Consider the following 19049-nt stretch of genomic DNA (forward strand, 5'->3'; position numbering starts at 1 on the left):
ACGCAATCAGGGTACGCGCAACCCGTCCGGTATCACAGGCTGGCGCCGGACCAGGAGAAGCGCGATCAGAATCGTCGGCAGCAGGATGCCAAGGCCCAGCAGCGTCACCTGCATCTGCGACAGCGGCATGATGCCGCCGCCGGGGGTCGCCACCACGAAGCCGCCGATCACCAGCAGCACGCGGATCGGCCATTCCAGGCTGCCTGCGCCGCGCAAGTCGCCGACGAAAGGCTGGTAGCCCTGGATGCCGCCGCAGATGAACAGCGTGCCGAAGGCGGCGAGGCCCATCAGGCCGAGTCCGGCGAGATAGGGGCTTGGTCCCTGCAGCACCAGCGCCGGATTGAGTACGAAGAAGAACGGCAGGAAATAGATGATGCTGCCGACCCACATCGATTCCCACCCCGTCTTCATGGCCGGCGAGCCGGCGATACCTGCGGCCGCGAAGGAGGCGATCGCGACCGGCGGGGTGATCGACGACAGCATGCCCCAGTAGAAGATGAACATGTGCACGGCCATGCGGTTGAGCCCGAGCTTCTCCAGCGCCGGCGCGACCAGGATGGCGAGGAAGATGTAGCAGGCCGTCGTCGTCAGGCCGAGCCCGAGAATGAGGCTGGTGAGGGCGCACATGCCGAGCAGCAGGAAGGCGTTGTCGCCGGCGATGTGCAGGAGGTCATTGGCAAGGCTCGACACCACGCCGGTCATCGAGAACGCGCCGATCAAGAGGCCGCAGCCGGCGAGGATGCCGACCAGCTCGACGAAGGTGCGTCCGTTGACCTCCAGGAACTTGCCGATGGTCGCAAATGTCCAGCGCGTGTCCTTGGAGAAGAACTGGTTGAGCACGAGCAGCAGCGCGGTGGCGTAGAACGGCGCGTGGCTCTCGCGCTTGAAGTAGAGCAGCATCACGATCAAGAGCGCGATGACGAAGACGTAGTACCAGCCGTCCTTGATCGTATCCATGATCCGTGGCAGCTCGGCGCGCGGAATGCCTTTCAGCTTGTGGCGCGCAGCATAGGCATCGACCTGCATGAACAGGCCGACATAGTAGAGAACGGCCGGAATGATCGCCGCGACCGCGACGTCGGCGTAGCTGACGTTGAGGAACTGCGCGATGACGAAGGCGGTCGCGCCCATCACCGGCGGCGCCAGCACCGCGCCGGTCGAGGCGCAGGCCTCGATCGCGCCGGCATAGGAGGCGCGGAAGCCGCTCTTCTTCATCACGGGGATGGTCATGGTGCCGGCGGTGAGCACGTTGGAGATGATCGAGCCGGACATCATGCCGAGCAGGCCGCTGGCGAAGATGCAGACTTTTGCCGCGCCGCCGCGGAAGGTGCCGCACAGCGCGAAGGCGAGGTTGATGAAGAATTTTCCGGCGCCCGTCATCATCAGCGCGGTGCCGAACACCAAGAATCCGATCACGGTGTCAGCGAAGGCCTGGATGGGAATGCCGAGCAGGCTCTCGCCGGAGAGCACATGATAGGCGGTCGCCTGCTCGAGCGTCGATTGCGTGCCCCGGAACGGCCCGAGCCAGCCGGCCTCGGCGAACAGCGGATAGACGGTGAAGGGCAGCACGCTCAAGAGCAGGCTCCAGCCGCCGGTGCGGCGCAGCGCCTCCATCAGCATCAGCCACATCACGAGTCCTGCGGCGATCACCGTGTTGGGCGCGCCGCCGAATTCCCAGCCGGCCTCCGCCGCCTTGCGCACGTGCGACATCAACATGAGAGCCGCCGCGAAGGTCACGACGAAGAAGACGAGGTCATACCAGGGAATGCGGTCGAGCGGCGCGCGTTCGGTGCCCGGAAAGATCAGGAAGGTGAACGGCAGCATCAATGCGATCAGGAGATAGAAATACTCCGTGTTGAGCTGGGTGTAGCCGATGAAGAAGCGCAGCGAGAATTGCTGGTTGATGCAGAGCAGGATGGTCGCCGCGGTGGCTGCGACCAGCGCCCAGCGCCAGGCGCCGCGCAACGCGCGCACGCGCGTCACCTCCGCCTCCTGCATGTTGCCGGCGGCACCATGCGGATCGTCGAACACGACCCGCTTGGCCTCGTCCTGCGAGGCGGTGGAGGTGGAAGCAGAAGACATCATCGACCCCGCGCGTGGGCTGTTAGCTGCAGACTAGAACGAATGGCTGTTGGTTGAAGCGATCGTGCCGCGGGCTCCTTAACCTCTCCCGCGTGCGGGAGAGGTCGCGGCGAAGGCGCGGATGAGGGTTCTCTCCTCCGGGGGAATCTCTCTGCGGAGACACTCTCTCCCCAACCCTCTCCCGCAAGCGGGAGAGGGTGCGCACTTTTCGCGGGGCAGCGATCAAACCCGACAACATCATGCCTATTCCTCGAACCCATTCGGCATGCCGGCTTTCGCCAGCGCCGCGGCGCGTGCCTTCATCCAGCCGTCGAGGAACGCCTTGTCGTCCGACGGCGGATTGGACTTGCCGTATTCCGCCCACGCGGCGGCCAGCGCCTCCTGACGCTTGAACAGCTGGTTGTTGTGCGCCTCCTGCGCGTCGCTCCATTGGCCGGCCTCTTTCAGCGCCTTCACCGCACCGGGATGCACCGGCACCACCCAGTTCTTGGTCTGGCGATCGGCCGCGAGCCCGCCGGCGCCGGGCGCGGAATCCTTGTAGGCGTCGTAATTGACGATCATCGCCTTGGTGATCGCATAGACCTGGTCGGCCGGTTGCGAGGCGTAAGCGACGAAGATCGGGTAGGGATAATTGCCAAGCTCGACCGGCTTCTCCGGCGAGATGCCGGCGCCGCAGGTGGCGAGTTGTGGGAAGAAGAACGAGCCGACCTTCTGCATCCGCGCCCAGCCTTCCTTGTCCTTGGCGGACAGCGGCGGCCAGATCAGGCCGCGCGGCGAAGTCTCGGCCTCCTTGGCGGGACCGGTGATGGTGGTGCCGAAGGCGGCATCGACGTCGTTGTTGATCAGGCCCTTCCACATCGCGCCGTAGCTCGCGAACTCGACGGCTTTGACGTCGTTCTTGCTCAGCCCGGCGAAGGCGAGCACCGCGAGCGAGTTCTGGTTCAGCGCGGGCGAGCCGACCACGAAGCCGACGCGCTTGCCCTTGAGGTCCTTCAGCTCCTTCACGCCGGTGTCGGCGGCCACCGCGAGCGAGGCGCAATTGCAGTCGACGGTCGAGAGCAGGGTCTGCAGCGGTTGCGGCCCCCATTCCTTCGAGCCGAACTCGAATACGCCTTCCTGCGCAAAGTAGGTGCCCGATCCCATCGCTGCGGAAGCCGCGCGCTTGGCGCGCAGCGGCGCGAGGCGGGCGACGTCGTTGCCTGCGGGCAGCACGCGCACGTCGGTGCCGTATTTGTCCTTCATCATCTTGCCGACGCCGACCGCGATGTTGAAGCCGGCGGTGCCGGTGTCATAGGCGGTGAACGTCAATGTCGCCGGCAGCTTGATGTCTTCGGCGAACGAATAGCGTGTAGACGCAAAAGAAATGCCCGCCACCAGGGCAGGCGCGAGCACGAGCAGCCCACGAAGCATGTTTCCCTCCAATGATTTTCGCTTTGCCGCGAGGATTTTCGTTCTTTGTTTGAAACAAGTTTTGTTTGAAACCGATCATGTCACCGCGATCAGGCGATGGCAACGCCGTACCGCGCAAGCAGGAATGCATCTGACAGATTGTCGCGCAAACGACCGGACAACGCGGCTAACTCGCGACGATCGCGATCGCCTGTCCCTCCGCAACGACGTCGTCGACCTTCACCAGAAGCGATGTGATGGTGCCGTTCGCGGGTGAGGGCACCGGGATCTCCATCTTCATCGCTTCGACCACCACAACGTCATCGCCATCCGCAACGGTTCCTCCAACTTGCACGGGAGTTGCGCAGATGCGTCCCGCGACCTCCGTGATGATCTTAATTTCTGGCATGCCATCGCCTTTTTGTTGTCGTCGCAAAATGCCTGAGGTAGCGTCGTCTGCAAGTGGAATTTAATTCCGCAGAGCGGAACATAACGGTAGGGATCATGGGACGACGTTCGGAGCGGTTGATCAGGCAAGGTGCGCTCGCTGGTGAAGCCGGTGAGGGTGATGTGATCCAGGTGGTGTCGCGCGCGTTCGACGTGTTGCGATGCTTCGAGGGTCACGAGGCGCGACTCGGCAATCTCGAGATTTCAAATCGCTGCGGTCTGCCGCGTTCGACGGTATCGCGACTCACGCACACGCTGACCCGCATGGGCCAGCTCGTGTATCTTCCGCGCGATCAAAAGTATCGCATCGGCCCGAGCGCGGTGGCGATGAGCGCTTCGATGATGAAGGGCGCGCAGCTGCGCAGCATGATTCGCCAGCGGCTGCAGGAAGTCGCCGAGCAGTTGCCGGGCACGGTCGGCTTCGTCGTCCCCGACCGCTTCCATCTCGTCTATCTCCAATTCGCGCGTTCGCCGACTGCGCTCGGCTTGCACGAGGGCACCGGCAGCCGCATCTCGATGGCCTCGACCGCCGCAGGCGCGGCCTACACCGCGGCGCTGGCGCCGGAAGTGGGCGATGCCTTCGTCGCGGACATGGAGCGCGAAGCGCCCGAGGCGGCCAAGATTCTCAAGCCCCGCATCGAGGCCAACCGGCAGATGCTGCGCGAGCGCGGATATGTCGTGGCTTGCGGCCTCTGGAGCCCGCACATCAACGGCCTCGCGGTGCCGATCTGGTCGCCGCAATACCAGACCTTCGTGGTCATCACGATCGGCCTTCTGTCGGCGATGTATGACGAGCAGCGTCTGCATGACGAAGTCGCACCGCTGATGCTCGCGCTCGGCCGCTCGCTCGGCAGCCTGATGGAAGGGGCGGAAGGCGACGCCTTCAACAACCGTATCTCGCGCAAGCCGGTCGCCATGGCCGTGCACAACAATAACAAGCCGATCCATTCGGAGGGAGTGAATGAACTGGAAGCCGGAACTCGACGAGCTCGCCCGGCGCGAAGCCTTCGCGCGGGAGATGGGCGGCGTTGACAAGGTCAAGCGACAGCATGACCAGGGCCGGCTGACTGTTCGGGAGCGTATCGACAAGCTGATCGACCAAGGCAGCTTTCACGAGATCGGTGCCGTTTCCGGCATCGGTGAGTACGATTCCAGCGGCGATCTGAAGAAGCTCACGCCGGCCAATTGCGTGTTCGGCCGCGCGCGCGTCGACGGCCGCACATTGGTCGTGGTCGGTGACGATTTCACCGTGCGCGGCGGCTCGGCGGATGCATCGATCTCCGCCAAGCCGCTCATGGCTGAGGAGATGGCGCACGATTTCCGTCTGCCCATCGTCCGCATCATCGAAGGCTCCGGCGGCGGCGGCTCGGTCAAGACCATCGAGACCAAGGGCGCGGCCAATCTGCCGGGCGGCATCGGCGGCACGCGCTGGTATCGCTTCACGACCGAGAACCTCTCGCGCGTGCCGGTGGTCGCACTCGGTCTCGGCTCGGTGGCCGGCCTGGGGGCCGCGCGTCTTGCCGCCAGCCACTATTCCATCATGACGCGGAAGTCCGCGATGTTCGTCGCGGGGCCGCCGGTGGTGAAGGCGCTGGGCCAGGACCTCTCGAAGGAGGAGCTCGGCGGCGCCGATATCCAGACCCGCGCCGGCGCGGTCGATCATGCCGTCGACACCGAGGAGGAGGCGTTCGCCTGCGCGCGGCGCTTTCTGTCCTACCTGCCGTCATCGGTCTACGAGCTGCCGCCGACCTTGCCCTGCACCGACAACCCCGAGCGCAGCGACGAAGCGCTGATGAATGCGGTGCCGCGCAACCGCAAGCAGGTCTACAAGATGCGGCCGATCATCGAGTCCGTCGTCGACAAGGGCTCGTTCTTCGAGGTCGCCAAGAACTTCGGCAAGCCCATCATCGTGGGTCTCGCGCGGCTCGAGGGCCGGGCGGTGCTGCTGCTCGCCAGCGACAGCTTCCACTATGGCGGATCCTGGACGGCAGATGCCTGCCAGAAGGTGGTGCGCTGGGTCGACTTCGCCGAAACCTTCCACCTGCCGATCGTCTATCTCATGGATTGTCCCGGCTTCATGATCGGCCTCGATGCGGAGAAGGCGGCCACCATCCGCCATGGCGTGCGCGCCATGGCGGCGGTGAACCAGACCACTGTGCCCTGGTGCACCGTGATCCTGCGCAACGCCTTCGGTGTCGCCGGTGTCGTGCATCAGCCGGCCGACCGCTTCTCGATCCGCTACGCCTGGCCGTCGGCCTATTGGGGCTCGCTCCCGCTCGAAGGCGGCATCGAAGCCGCCTACCGCGCCGACATCGACGCGGCCGAGGACAAGGCGGCCAAGCTGAAGGAGATCGAGGAGCGCCTCAACAAGCTCCGCTCGCCGTTCCGCTCGGCCGAAAAATTCTGGGTCGAGGAGATCATCGATCCCCGCAAGACGCGCTCGCTGCTGTGCGAGTTCGCGCGCCTCGCCGAGCCGCTGCGCAAGGTGGGGCCGCCGGAGAACTTTTCGATCAGGCCCTAGCATCCTTGTGTCAAGCCATGACGCTCGTGCCCCGGACGCAGCGCAGCGCTTCCCCGGCGATGCGAAGCATCGTCCGGCGCAGCGGTGCACTGCAGAGCCGGGGCCCATGCAACAGCGCGCTCGCAGCTTCCTGGGCCCCCGGCTCAGCGCCGCAACGCTCGGATCCTTGACTCGCGCGATCCGACTTGGTTGCATGCCGCGATCTTGACGCGCTGATCGGGCATTCGTGCGCTGCGAGTTAATCATCTCAGGCGCTACGTGTAGCTGATGAGATTGTGCAGTCGTGGCGCGCAACCGCAGCCATTTTCAGCCGCTGTTTAGGCCCATTTCAGCCAAACTGTTATTGGTTTCTCGTTGCCCGGGGCAGGGTCTCTCATTTGGAGTCCTGCAATGTTCAAGCGAGTATTTTCTGCGTGCGTCCTCGTTATCCTGGCTTCTGTCGCTTCGGAAGCGCGCCCTTATCGCCTTCATCAAGCTCCTGAATGCAACGTCACCATGCCCTGCGACTTCTCGTATTCGCAGACGCGAGGCGAGCGGGCTTCCAGGCCCTCACTGGCCTCCAGATCTTCGCTGATTTCCAGGCCCACACTGCAAGCGTACCGCTCGACACAACTGACAGTGACTGATGCCGGGGGCACGACCACGCCGGCGGCCGTCTCCGGTGCCCACGGCGCTCGCGTTGTCGGTGGCCGTCCGGCCGGTTGCCCTTCCTCGTTCTGCGGCTGCGGCGCGGCACTGCGCGTGTTCGGCCGTATCGTGCCGGAATTGAATCTTGCGTCCAACTGGCTCCGTTTTCCGCGGACATCACCCGCACCGGGAATGGTTGCTGCGCGACGAGGACACGTTTTCGTCCTTGAGCAGCACCTCGGAGGCGACGTCTGGATGGCCTACGACGCCAACTCGGGCGGGCGCACGACGCGAATCCACGCGCGTTCGCTGCGAGGGTATACGATTGTCAACCCGCGCGGCGGCTCGGTAGCTTGAGGACAGCGGATAGCACTCTAAGAACCGCGGACGGGTCGCAACACCTTTGCGCCCCGCCAGCGCCGAACAAATTGTTGGCCGGCCCCACAGTCGATCACAGCCGGAGCACCTTGCCGGGATTCATGATGTTCTGCGGATCGAGCGCGCGTTTGATGGTGCGCATGATGTCGAGCTCGGTCTTGGAGCGGTAGTGGCTGAGCTCGTCGAGCTTGTCCATGCCGATGCCGTGCTCAGCCGAGATCGAGCCGCCCATGGAGGTGACGAGATCGTTCACGGCGCGCGTGATGGCGGCCGTGTATTGGTTTAGCGTCTGCTGGTCCATGCCCTTCGGCCCCATGAACGAAAAGTGCAGATTGCCGTCGCCGATGTGCCCGAGCGGATAGGGCCGGATGGTCGGGAGAATGTCGAGCACGGCCTTGAGGCCCTTGTCGATGAACGCCGGAATCCCCGAGATCGCCACCGACACGTCGAAACTGATCCCAGGTCCTTCGGCGCGTGAGGCCTCCGCCATGGCTTCGCGGATACGCCACATGTTGCGCGATTGAGCGACCGTGTGCGCGATCGTCGCATCCAGCACGCGGCCGGCCTCGAGTTGATCGGCGAGAAACTGTTCCATCTTGCCGGACATGCCCTCGGTTCCGTCCTGGCGCGGGCGCGCCGACGACCATTCCAGCAGCAGATACCAGGCCGTGTCCGCCTTCAGCGGATCCTGCGTGCCGGGAATGTGGCGCAGGGAAAGGTCGATGGCGGCCCGGCTGAGCAGCTCGCAGGAGCCGACATTGTCCTCGGATGCCGCGTGCGCCTCGGACAGGATTTCCAGCGCCGCGCGGGGATCGCGGACCGCCAGCCACGCCGTGCAGACATCCTTGCGTGCCGGCCACAGCTTGAGCACGGCCTTGGTGATGATGCCCAGCGTCCCCTCGGCGCCCATGAACAGGTGCTTGAGGTCGTAGCCGGTGTTGTCCTTCTTGAGCGCGCGCAATCCGTCCCAGACCTCGCCACTCGGCAGCACGACCTCGAGCCCGAGCACGAGATTACGGGCATTGCCGTAGCGCAGCACCTGCACGCCGCCGGCGTTGGTCGAGAGGTTGCCGCCGATCATGCAGGAGCCCTGGGCACCGAGGCTGAGCGGCAGGAAGCGGTCGTGCCGGCTTGCGGTCTCCTGCAGCGTCTGCAACACGCAGCCGGCCTCGACCGTCATCGAATAGCCGACGGGATCGACCTCCAGCACGCGGTTCATGCGGCCGAGCGACAGCACGATTCCGGTGTGCGCAGGCCAGGGCGTCGCCCCGCCCATCAGGCCGGTGTTGCCGCCCTGCGGCACGATCGCGACGCCATGCTCATGGCAGAGCCGGACCACTTTCGAGACCTCCTCGGTGCTGCCAGGGCGAACGACGGCGCCGGCGCTGCCGACCAGCAATCCCCGCCAATCCGTTACGAACGGCTGCTTGCCGTGTTCGTCCTCGATCAGGCCCTTCTCGCCGACGATCGCGCGCAAGGCATCGCGCATCTCGGCGGTCACGGGAGCGGTTGGGATGACGGGTGGGGACGCTGGGAAGGCAGCCGGCATTTGTTTCCTCTGGCGCATCTTGGTGTGCACTGCGCACGTGACGTGCGGAGGGCATTGTCCACGTTTGCGGCGGGGAGTCTAACGGGAATGTGGTCTATTTGAGAATCGGTGGCGCGCCAGCTTGAAATCCTGCCTCCATACCGGGGAAGAGTACTGCTGATGTCGGGAAGTTTCTGCAGAGAAGACGGCCACCCTACGGCGCCGGGCATCGACCGCAAAACGTCACCCGTCGGGCAAAACACCCATGTCAATCCCTTAGTGCAAAAAGATTCCTATTTACCGAATTTCGGAAATAGCGCGTATTTCGTCCATCCCAGTCCGCCACAAGGGGCGTTTCGCGACCGTCACGAGACGCGGGCCGGGAGGCGGTGGCCGCGACGGCATCGTCGCGCGAGACGGGCTGCAGGGCGGGAAGCCCCCGTGAGCAGCGGCGCGCGCGGTACGACACGGCGCTGACAGCGTCCTCGTTCGGCCGTGATGGTGAGCGCACGCCAGCCGTCGCGGACAGGGGCGGGGATGTGCGCGGACGGCAAAATCGTGTGGTCCTGACGCCCGGGGTCTGTGCGTCAAGCGTTGCGGTGATTGCGGTGGTCCAACCGGGCCAGCGCGTCAGCCATCCGCAACGCGACGGGGGCAATAGTGCATCGCTCCCCGGGGAGCAACTGTGCTGAAGTAGACCGCCGATCGGCCGGCCTCAAGGCTGGCGCGAAGACGCGCCCCCGCCTTCGGCGGCTGACGGCCTTGACCCCGTCCGCTCGCCGGTCTGTCGGCTTGGCATGCGCTCGGTCCGGGACCGAGCGCATGGAGGCGCGCTCGATCAGTTCACCGCAACGCGTAGCGGGCGGGATCCCATTTCTCGCCGCGTGCAATCATCGTGTTGAGAATGACGATCAGCTTGCGCATGCAGGCAATCACTGCAACCTTCTTCAGCTTTCCCTTGGCGATCAGCCGTTCATAGTAGGCCTTGAGCACCGGGTTGCTCTGGGTGGCTGCGCCGATACAGGGCATGTAGAGGGCGTTGCGGACCCAGCGCCGACCGCCCTTGATGTGGCGCTCACCACGCCGTTTGCCGCTGTCGTCGTCATAAGGAGCGGCTCCCAACAACGCGGCAGCGACCTCCTCGCGCACCGTCCCGAGCTCTGGGAGGCCCGCAAGGAGGACCGCAGAGGCCACATCGCCGAGACCCGGCACGCTCTCGATGATCTCGGCGCGTTTGGCAAATGCCGGTGTGGCCTTGATCGTGGCGGTGATGGCGTCCTCGATCTTGGCCGTCTCGATGTCGAGGCCCTTCAAGACGCGAGCGTGGGCTTTCTGAACCGCTCCCGGCACCGCATGTTCGTTCTGGCTTTGCAGGCGGGTCCTCAGATCAATCAGGGCTTTGCGCGCTTTGACCAGTGCCGCCAGCTCGTCGCGTGCGGCATCGTGGATCTGGTCCAATACTTCGTCGAACGTCTCGGCGAACCAGGCGATCATCTCCGCGTCGATCGTATCGTTCTTGGCGAGCCGTCCGGCCGATCGGGCGAAGCTGCGCACGCGCTTGGGATCGACAATCCGCACCTCGATGCCAGCCTGACGCAGCACCCTGGCCCAGTCCCGCTCATAGCCGCCGGATGCCTCCATCACCGCCTTGGCTACTTTGTGCTTGCGCAGCCAGGCCACCAGTTTGCGGTGCCCCTCTGCGGTGCTCGGGAACGTTTGCCGTTGCGACAACGGGCGGATGCATGCATCCACCTTGCCCTTGGCCACATCGATACCGACGACAATGCGATCGTTTTGTGCCATCATCCACTCCCTTCCTTGCTCGTCCGGGCTCGAAGCCCATGCAACTGTTCGGGTTGAGGAAGACACACCGGATCTGTCCCTAGCTCCCCGTCAGGCTCCCAGGCCTTTGAGCACGAACGGGCTCAGATCTAGCGACGGGCGGTTGGTGAGAACCGCCCGTTCGCACATTCTGGCAGATTTTGCGGACACAAGAGCGCGACTAAGCCGTCAACCCAACTGCGCAGGGAAGGCCGGACGCCCGGCTTCACCTGTCGTCCACCCCGTGCGCGTCTTGCTCGCACACGGGACCGCGGGTGCCAGCCGGCGCCCGGCCTTCCCTGCGCCCTTTCTCACCAAGAAGGGCACCGACGAGAGCAAAGCTCGGGCGAATGAGTCGCGAGATTGCAAAGGTATGCCTGCGGAAATGGATCATGTTGCATGGGCAAGTCTGCGCCCAGGCCCCGACGCGGCGTCCTTCGACGGAGCGCCGGGTCCTGCTGGAGTCCTGGGCTTAAGCCGCCGCCGGCTGCAGTTTCGGCTGCCGCGACAGCGCCAGCACGATCAAGGCCGCGAACACGCAGAGCGCGCCGGCGATGAAGAAGGCGGGCAGGTAGCTCTGGTAGGCCGTGCGCGAGAAGCCTGCGCCGAACGCCGCGGTGCCGGCACCGAGCTGATGGCCGGCGAAGATCCAGCCGAACACCAGATTGGCGCGCTCGGGTCCGAACTTTTGCGCGGTGAGCCGCACCGTCGGCGGCACCGTCGCGATCCAGTCGAGACCATAGAACATCGCGAAGACCGAGAGGCCGTAGAAGGAGAAATCGCTGAATGGCAGGAAGATCAGCGAGAGCCCGCGCAGGCCGTAGTACCAGAACAGGAGCCAGCGATTGTCATAGCGGTCCGACAGCCAGCCCGACATGATCGTGCCGAAGAAGTCGAAGATGCCCATTGCCGCCAGCAGGCTCGCCGCCTGCACCTGCGGGATGCCGAAATCGAGGCACATCGGGATCAGGTGAACCTGCACGAGACCGTTGGTGGAGGCGCCGCAGACGAAGAAGGTCGCGAACAGGATCCAGAACGCCATCGACGTCGAGGCATCGCGCAGCGTGCCGAGCGCAACGCCCGTGATCGAGCCGTGGCTGACCGGCGGTGCCGGCAAAGGCTCGGTGCCCTCGTCGCCGAACGGCCGCAGGCCGACGTCGCTGGGGCGGTCACGCATCGCGAGCAGCACGGCCAGTGCGGAGACGCCGAGCATGATGCAGACGAAGCCGAGCGCGAGACGCCAGCCGAAGCGTTCGGTGAGGCTTGCGAGCAGCGGCAGGAACACGAGCTGGCCGGTGGCAACGCTCGCGGTCATGATGCCGACGACGAGGCCGCGCCTTGCCGCGAACCAGCGCGTGGCGATGGTGGCGCCGAGCACCAGTGCGGTCATGCCGGTGCCGATGCCGATCACCACGCCCCACAGGGCGATGAGTTGCCAGACCTCGGTCATGCCGAGCGAGAGCACGAGCGCCGAGACCACGATCAGCTGGGCGGCCAGCGTGACGTTGCGCAGGCCATAGCGGTTGAGCAGGGCGGCCGCGAACGGCGCCATCAGCCCGAACAGGATGAAGCGGATCGACAGCGCAGAGGAAATCTCCGCTGTGCTCCAGCCGAACTCCTTCTGCAGCGGAACGATGAACACGCCGGGCGCGCCGACTGTGCCCGCGCTGATCAGCGCGGCGAGGAAGGTCACGCCGACCATCACCCAGCCGTAATGGATATTGCGGCGGGACAGTGCTGCCGCGAGCCAGTTGGAGACCATCGAATTTTCCTTGGAGACCGAAAGAGTGACTACCTACCGTGTGCTTGCTGCCAAACGCTCTGTCAGTAACCCGCCGAGCCCAGTAATCTGGCACGAATCGGATTCGTCTGAAATGACAGAGTTCCCTCATTTTAAGACACTGTCGTTACGACGCGAGCCGCTCGACCGCGATGGCGGTGGCTTCGCCGCCTCCGATGCAGAGTGCGGCGATGCCGCGCTTGAGGTTGTTGGCCTCCAGCGCATGCAGCAGCGTCACGATCAGCCGCGCGCCGGTGGCGCCGATCGGGTGGCCCAGCGCGCAGGCGCCGCCGTTGACGTTGAGCTTCTCGCGGGGAATGCCGAGATCGCGCTGCGCCGCCATCGCCACCACCGCAAAAGCCTCGTTGATCTCGAACAGGTCGACATCGGACGCAGCCCAGCCGACCTTCTCGAGCAGCCTGCGGATCGCCGGGATCGGCGCCGTGGTGAACCATTGCGGCTCCTGGCTGTGGGTGGCGTGGCCCTTGATCTCGGCGAGAACAGGCAGGCCGCCCCGGTCGGCAAGCGAGCGCTTCGTCAGAACCAGCGCGGCGGCGCCATCGGCATTGGCGGAGGAGGCGGCCGGCGTGATGGTGCCGTTGGCACGGAATGCCGGCTTCAATCCGGGGATCTTGGCGGGGTCGACCTTCAGCGGATGCTCGTCATTGGCGATCACGCGCGGTCCGGCCTTTTCGGTCAGCGTGATCGGCGCGATCTCGGCCTTGAACGCGCCGCCCTCGACGGCCTTGCGGGCGCGGCTGAGCGTCTCCATCGCATAGGCGTCCTGGTCCTTGCGGGTGAATTGATAGGCTTCCGCCGTGGCCTCGCCGAAATCGCCCATGGACCGGCCGGTCTCGTAGGCGTCCTCCAGGCCGTCCATCATCATGTGGTCGATGATGCGGTCATGGCCGACGCGATAGCCGGCGCGCGCCTTGGCCAGCAGATAGGGCGCGTTGCTCATGCTCTCCATGCCGCCGGAGACGACGATGTCGGCCGAGCCGGCGCGGATGATGTCGTGCGCCAGCATGGCCGCTTTCATGCCGGAACCGCAGACCTTGTTGACGGTGGTCGCGCCGGTGGCATCGGGCAAACCGGCGCTTCGCGCCGCCTGCCGCGCCGGCGCCTGGCCTTGGCCGGCCGGCAGCACGCAGCCCATGAAGACCTCGTCGACCTTCTCGGGCGCAAGCTTGGCGCGCTCCAGCGCCGCACCGATCACGTGTGAGCCGAGCCTGTGCGCAGGGAGCGGCGACAATTCGCCCATGAAGCGGCCGAGCGGGGTGCGTGCGGCGGAGACGATGACGATGGGATCGGCGGCTTCGGCCATGACGGGGCTCCCTGGCGATGACGGGTAAGATGATGGTCATCATATGATGCGGCGCAAAAAATGCAACCGCGAAAGGGGTGAGAAAATGTCGTGGGTCGGATGAGATTTGGTCACTCCCTCGTCCGTGTCCCGGACGCGGCGCGACGTGCAACGTTGCGACGCAGAGCCGGGATCCAGATCGCGCCGGCCTCATCGCTGCATGGGCCCCGGCTCAGCGCACCGCCAAGGGGGCGCTGCGCTGCGTCCGGGGCACGGAAACCTGCATCCTACCGCTTCCGCTTCACAAACGCGCCCATCAGCCGCGTCGGCTCGTCCGTCAGAAACGACTCGCCGAACACTTTCACGCTCAAATTCACCGACTCGGTCAGAGGCAGCTCTTCCCATCGCCGCAGCAACGCCTTCTGCGAGCGCAGCGCTTCGGGGCCGCATGCGAGCAGCGTCGTCACGACGTGCTCGACCTCGGCGTCCAGCCCGCCCTCCGGTGCGACCTTGTCGATCAGGCCCCAGGCGAGCGCAGTGGCTGCGTCGATGTTCTCCGCCGTCATCACCAACCAGCGCGCGCGGGCCCAGCCGATCAGGCGCGGCAACAGCGCGGCGTGGATCACCGAGGGGATGCCGACACGCACCTCCGGCATGCCGAAATGGGCATCGTGCGCGGCGATGCGGAAGTCGCAGGCCGCGGCCACTTCCAGCCCGCCGCCGAGGCACCAGCCCGGCATGCGTGCGATGACCGGGGCCGGGAAGGCGCGCACCGCTTCGCAGAGATCGCGCAGGCGGCTGATGAAGGCTTCGGCGGATGTCTGGTCGAGCCCGGCCATCTCCTTGATGTCGGCCCCGCCGATCAGGCTCTTCTCGCTCTGGCCGCGCAGCACCACAACGCGGATGCTGCGATCGGATGCGAGCTGCTGCAGGCCTTCGCGCACGGCGTCGGTCACCGGCGAGCCGAGAATGTTGAGCGGGCCGGCGTTGCAGATGACGACATGAACGACGCTGCGCACATCGCGCGTGATGCCGCAATGGTGGTTGAGCATTTCCATCGTGGGATCTCGAAAGGGTTCGTGGACATGCGCAAGGTGCGCCGGTCGGGATCACTTCCGGGCCGAAAGCCCCGGCTTGTCAAGCGGGCAGGGCGGCGGAGTTGCCAGGCTGAAGTCCGTGGCATAGTATGATATATATCATTTAAAGAGGCTGCCATGACTGGTAATGATCAACTCGACCTGTTTTCGCCCACGCAACGGCGCGAACGCGTGGTGGACTGGCAGGTGCCTGCGCCGGTCGCGCGGGCGGCCATGGGGCTTTCGGGCATGGATGCCATGCTGGGCATCCGTGACGGCGGGCTGCCGCCGCCGCCCTTCGCAAAGCTGATCGGGTTCATCATGGCCGTGGTCGAGCCGGGCCGGATCGTCATGGAACTGGAGCCGCGCGAGGATCTTGAAAACACCGTCGGTCTTCTCCACGGCGCGACCGCAGCGGCGCTGCTCGATACGGCCATGGGATGCGCCATCTCGACCCGGCTCGAGGCCGGACAAAGTTCGGTGACCCTCGATCTGAAGCTGACGTATCTGCGCCCGCTGTCGGTTCGCTCGGGGCTGATCTCGGCCGAGGGCAAGATCATCAAGCTGGGGCGCCAGACCAGCTATACCGAGGGTTTCGTCCGCGACGGCAAGGGGGCGCTCGCCGTCCATGCGACGGCAACCTTTTCCATGATCCCGATGTCTTAACGTGAATTAATGCACGTGCTGGTCCATTTCTGTGTTATGAGATGATCTCCGACATCCAATGAGATCCGCATGCGCTATTCCCGGGAACACAAGCAGGAAACCCACGACCGCATCGTGAAGAAGGCCTCGGTGCGGCTGCGGGAGAAGGGTGCCCACGGCATCGGCGTCGCCGATCTCATGAAGGAGGCGGGCCTGACCCATGGCGGCTTTTACGCGCATTTCGATTCCCGCGAGGCGCTGGTGATCGAGGCCTTTGCCTACGCCATGGACCGTTCGATGGAACACTGGCGCAAGCTCACCGGCGAGGCCTCGCCGGAGAAGCGGCTGGCGCTGATCGCGGAAAGCTATCTGTCCACGCTGCATCGCGACAATCCCGGGCACGGCTGCTCGATTCCCGCGCTCGGCGCCGAGATCGCCCGCGAGAGCCCGAAGACACGCAAGGCCTTCGCCGGCAAGCTGGATGAGATGATCGAGACCCTGACCGACACCATCCCGAACATGCCGCGCAAGGCGGCACGCAAGCAGGCGATCGCGACGCTGGCGACGATGGCCGGTACCATGCTGCTGGCGCGCATCGCCGGCTCGAGCGAATTGTCCGACGAGGTGCTGAAGGCGGGCCGGGACCACGCGCTCGAGGGCGCGAAGCGTGAGCCGAAGGTGGCGGCCGCGAAGAAGGCGAAGCAGAACTAGGTGGGATGCCGTAGGGTGGGTTGGCCATGCGATTGCGCGAAGCGCATTCGCTTGGCGTAACCCACCACTGTGTTCGTCCGCGGAGACGGAAGAGGTGGGTTACGCCTTCGGCTAACCCACCTTACGAGCGCGCGTTCAATCGCCCTGCAAACAACGCCCGCTCGCGCTCGACAATCTCCGAGATGTAATCCGCCACGGCCCTGATCCGCGCCAGGTCCTTGCTGTCGGCGTGCATCAGCATCCAGAATGTCCGCGTGATCGAAATCTCCTCCGGCAGCACGGCCACGAGCTGCGGATAATCGCTCGCCATGAAATGCGGCAGCACGGCGATGCCGAAGCCTGAGAGGGTGGCGTTGAGCTGGGCGATCAGATTGGCGCTGCGAAAGCGCGCGGAGATCCGCGGCGAGACCTGCGGCAGATAGTCGAGCTCCGGCGTGAACAAGAGCTCCTCGATGTAGCCGACGAAGCGGTGCTGCGTCAGGTCCTGCCGCGAGGTGATCTCAGGGAAGCGATCGAGATAGCCAGGTGCGGCATAGAGCCCGAGGCGGTAGTCGAGCAGCTTGCGGCCGACGATGCGGCCTTCCTTCGGCATGGTCAGGCTGATGGCGATATCGGCCTCGCGCTTGGAGAGGCTGAACAGCCGCGCGGTTGCCACAAGTTGCAGATCGAGATCGGGATAGCGGTCCGCGAACGGCGCCAGCCGCGGCGCCAGGAAGGCGGTGCCGAAGCCATCAGGGGCGCCGATCCGCACCGTCCCGGTCAGCCGCGCCACGGAGCCGCCGACCTGCTCCTGGTTGGCGACGATGGTGGATTCCATGGCTTCGGCGCTGTCGGCGACGCGCTGGCCGGCCTCGGTGAGCAGGTAGCCGGTCTTGCGCCGGTCAAACAGCTTGGCCGAGAGGTGCTTCTCCAGCCGGTCGACGCGGCGGATCACGGTGGCATGGTCGACCCCCAGCTGTTTTGCCGCAGCCGAGACCGATCCGCCCCGCACGATGGCGAGCACGAAGCGAAAGTCGTCCCAATCGATAGCGCCTTGATCCAGCATTTTCGCACATCTATGGTGCATTATCTCAGACTTGAATCCTATAAAATGCAGGTCAATAGGATTTGTCAAAGCGACCACGCTCGGCCTGAAGGAGACCATTCCATGCGTTCAATCGGACATTTCATCGGTGGCAAGGAGGTCAAGGGCACCTCTGGCCGCACCGCCGACGTTTTCGAGCCGATGACCGGTGACGTTCAGGCCAAGGTGGCGCTGGCGTCGAAGGCCGAGGTCCGCGCCGCCGTCGAGAACGCGCGCGCCGCCCAGCCCGAATGGGCCGCGACCAACCCGCAGCGCCGCTCCCGCGTCATGATGAAGTTCCTGGAGCTGATCCAGCGCGACTACGACAAGCTCGCCGAGCTGCTCGCACGCGAGCACGGCAAGACCGTGCCTGATGCCAAGGGCGACATCCAGCGCGGCCTCGAGGTCGTCGAGTTCGCCTGCGGCATCCCGCATCTGATGAAGGGCGAGTACACGGAAGGCGCCGGGCCCGGCATCGACATCTATTCGATGCGCCAGCCTCTCGGCGTCGTCGCCGGCATCACGCCGTTCAACTTCCCGGCGATGATCCCGATGTGGAAGTTCGCGCCCGCGATCGCCTGCGGCAACGCTTTCATCCTCAAGCCCTCCGAGCGCGATCCCGGCGTGCCGATGAAGCTCGCCGAGCTGATGATCGAGGCGGGCCTGCCGGCCGGCATCCTCAACGTCGTCAACGGCGACAAGGAAGCGGTCGACGCCATTCTCGACGATCCCGATATCAAGGCCGTCGGCTTCGTCGGCTCGACGCCGATCGCGCAGTACATCTATGAGCGCGCCGCCCAGACCGGCAAGCGCTGCCAGTGCTTCGGCGGCGCCAAGAACCACGCCATCGTCATGCCCGACGCGGACATGGACCAGGCCGTCGACGCGCTGATCGGCGCCGGCTACGGCTCGGCCGGCGAACGCTGCATGGCCGTCTCCGTCGCCGTCCCCGTCGGCAAGGCCACCGCCGACCGACTGATGGAAAAGCTGATCCCGCGCGTCGAATCCTTGAAGATCGGCACCTCGATCGATCCGTCGGCCGATTACGGCCCGCTGGTCACGCGCGAGGCGGTCGAGAAGGTCAAGAGCTACATCGACGTCGGCATCAAGGAAGGCGCGACGCTCGCCGTCGACGGCCGCGGCTTCAAGATGCAGGGCTACGAGAACGGCTTCTATCTCGGTGGCTCGCTGTTCGACAACGTCACCAAGGACATGCGGATCTACAAGGAAGAGATTTTTGGCCCCGTGCTCTCGGTCGTGCGTGCGCATGATTACAAGGAAGCGCTGGCGCTGCCGTCCGACCATGACTACGGCAACGGCGTTGCCATCTTCACCCGCGACGGCGATGCCGCGCGCGACTTTGCGGCCAGGGTCAACGTCGGCATGGTCGGCATCAACGTGCCGATCCCGGTGCCGATCGCCTATTACACCTTCGGTGGCTGGAAGAAGTCGGGCTTCGGCGATCTCAACCAGCACGGCCCGGACTCGATCCGCTTCTACACCAAGACCAAGACGGTGACCTCGCGCTGGCCGTCCGGCGTCAAGGAAGGCGCGGAGTTCTCGATCCCGCTGATGAAGTAGTGCGATTGGTGTGAGCTCCAGCGGCATCGGGAAATCACCTCTCCCTTCGGGAGAGGTCGGCACGAAGTGCCGGGTGAGGGGTTACGGTCTTTCGTCG

Annotated in this window: 14 protein-coding genes; 5 read left to right on the plus strand and 9 right to left on the minus strand. The window is 65.2% G+C overall.

The window, feature by feature from the left end:
• Positions 1-6: 6 nt before the first annotated feature.
• The 3 genes from N2604_RS19725 to N2604_RS19735 form a co-directional block, all read right to left on the minus strand.
• Positions 7-2082 carry a TRAP transporter permease gene (locus tag N2604_RS19725; protein ID WP_260369932.1) on the minus strand — a complete coding sequence of 692 codons (2076 nt, stop codon included), beginning with the start codon at positions 2080-2082 and terminating at the stop codon, positions 7-9.
• A gap of 243 nt (positions 2083-2325) precedes the next feature.
• On the minus strand, positions 2326-3492 hold the full coding sequence (locus N2604_RS19730; RefSeq protein WP_260369933.1) for a TAXI family TRAP transporter solute-binding subunit: 1167 nt from the start codon (positions 3490-3492) through the stop codon (positions 2326-2328).
• 166 nt (positions 3493-3658) lie between these two features.
• A complete protein-coding gene (locus N2604_RS19735) occupies positions 3659-3880 on the minus strand; it encodes a biotin/lipoyl-containing protein (protein ID WP_260369934.1) in 222 nt (73 codons plus the stop codon).
• A gap of 95 nt (positions 3881-3975) precedes the next feature.
• On the opposite strand from N2604_RS19735, the gene N2604_RS19740 reads away from it, so the two are divergent.
• Positions 3976-4950, plus strand: coding sequence for an IclR family transcriptional regulator (locus N2604_RS19740; protein WP_260369935.1), 975 nt, complete (start codon positions 3976-3978; stop codon positions 4948-4950).
• Positions 4880-6439, plus strand: coding sequence for an acyl-CoA carboxylase subunit beta (locus N2604_RS19745; protein WP_260369936.1), 1560 nt, complete (start codon positions 4880-4882; stop codon positions 6437-6439). Before N2604_RS19740 ends, N2604_RS19745 begins: the two co-directional genes overlap by 71 nt.
• A gap of 1078 nt (positions 6440-7517) precedes the next feature.
• Here N2604_RS19745 and N2604_RS19750 read toward each other — a convergent pair.
• From N2604_RS19750 to N2604_RS19770, 5 genes are all read right to left on the minus strand, one after another.
• A complete protein-coding gene (locus N2604_RS19750; protein WP_260369937.1) occupies positions 7518-8993 on the minus strand; it encodes an FAD-binding oxidoreductase in 1476 nt (491 codons plus the stop codon).
• A gap of 822 nt (positions 8994-9815) precedes the next feature.
• Positions 9816-10778, minus strand: coding sequence for an IS110 family transposase (locus tag N2604_RS19755; RefSeq protein WP_260369938.1), 963 nt, complete (start codon positions 10776-10778; stop codon positions 9816-9818).
• 487 nt (positions 10779-11265) lie between these two features.
• Positions 11266-12555, minus strand: coding sequence for an MFS transporter (locus N2604_RS19760; RefSeq protein WP_260369939.1), 1290 nt, complete (start codon positions 12553-12555; stop codon positions 11266-11268).
• Positions 12556-12700: 145 nt separating this feature from the next.
• Complete coding sequence (locus tag N2604_RS19765; protein ID WP_260369940.1) at positions 12701-13897, minus strand: acetyl-CoA C-acyltransferase; 1197 nt, start codon at positions 13895-13897, stop codon at positions 12701-12703.
• 266 nt (positions 13898-14163) lie between these two features.
• A complete protein-coding gene (locus tag N2604_RS19770) occupies positions 14164-14934 on the minus strand; it encodes an enoyl-CoA hydratase (protein ID WP_260369941.1) in 771 nt (256 codons plus the stop codon).
• 156 nt (positions 14935-15090) lie between these two features.
• On the opposite strand from N2604_RS19770, the gene N2604_RS19775 reads away from it, so the two are divergent.
• The gene (locus N2604_RS19775) at positions 15091-15618 is read left to right on the plus strand and encodes a PaaI family thioesterase (protein WP_260369942.1); all 528 of its coding nucleotides are present in this window, start codon (positions 15091-15093) and stop codon (positions 15616-15618) included.
• Between the two features lie 69 nt (positions 15619-15687).
• A complete protein-coding gene (locus tag N2604_RS19780) occupies positions 15688-16308 on the plus strand; it encodes a TetR/AcrR family transcriptional regulator (RefSeq protein WP_260369943.1) in 621 nt (206 codons plus the stop codon).
• Positions 16309-16429: 121 nt separating this feature from the next.
• On the opposite strand, the gene N2604_RS19785 is transcribed toward N2604_RS19780, so the two are convergent.
• Positions 16430-17353, minus strand: a complete 924-nt coding sequence (locus tag N2604_RS19785) for a LysR family transcriptional regulator (RefSeq protein WP_260369944.1) — start codon at positions 17351-17353, stop codon at positions 16430-16432.
• A 102-nt stretch (positions 17354-17455) separates the two neighbouring features.
• On the opposite strand from N2604_RS19785, the gene N2604_RS19790 reads away from it, so the two are divergent.
• Positions 17456-18952 (plus strand): CoA-acylating methylmalonate-semialdehyde dehydrogenase, encoded by a 1497-nt coding sequence (locus N2604_RS19790; RefSeq protein ID WP_260369945.1) that lies wholly within the window; start codon positions 17456-17458, stop codon positions 18950-18952.
• The last annotated feature ends 97 nt before the right edge of the window (positions 18953-19049 follow it).

The organism is Bradyrhizobium sp. CB1015, from assembly GCF_025200925.1.
Classification (GTDB): Bacteria; Pseudomonadota; Alphaproteobacteria; order Rhizobiales; family Xanthobacteraceae; genus Bradyrhizobium.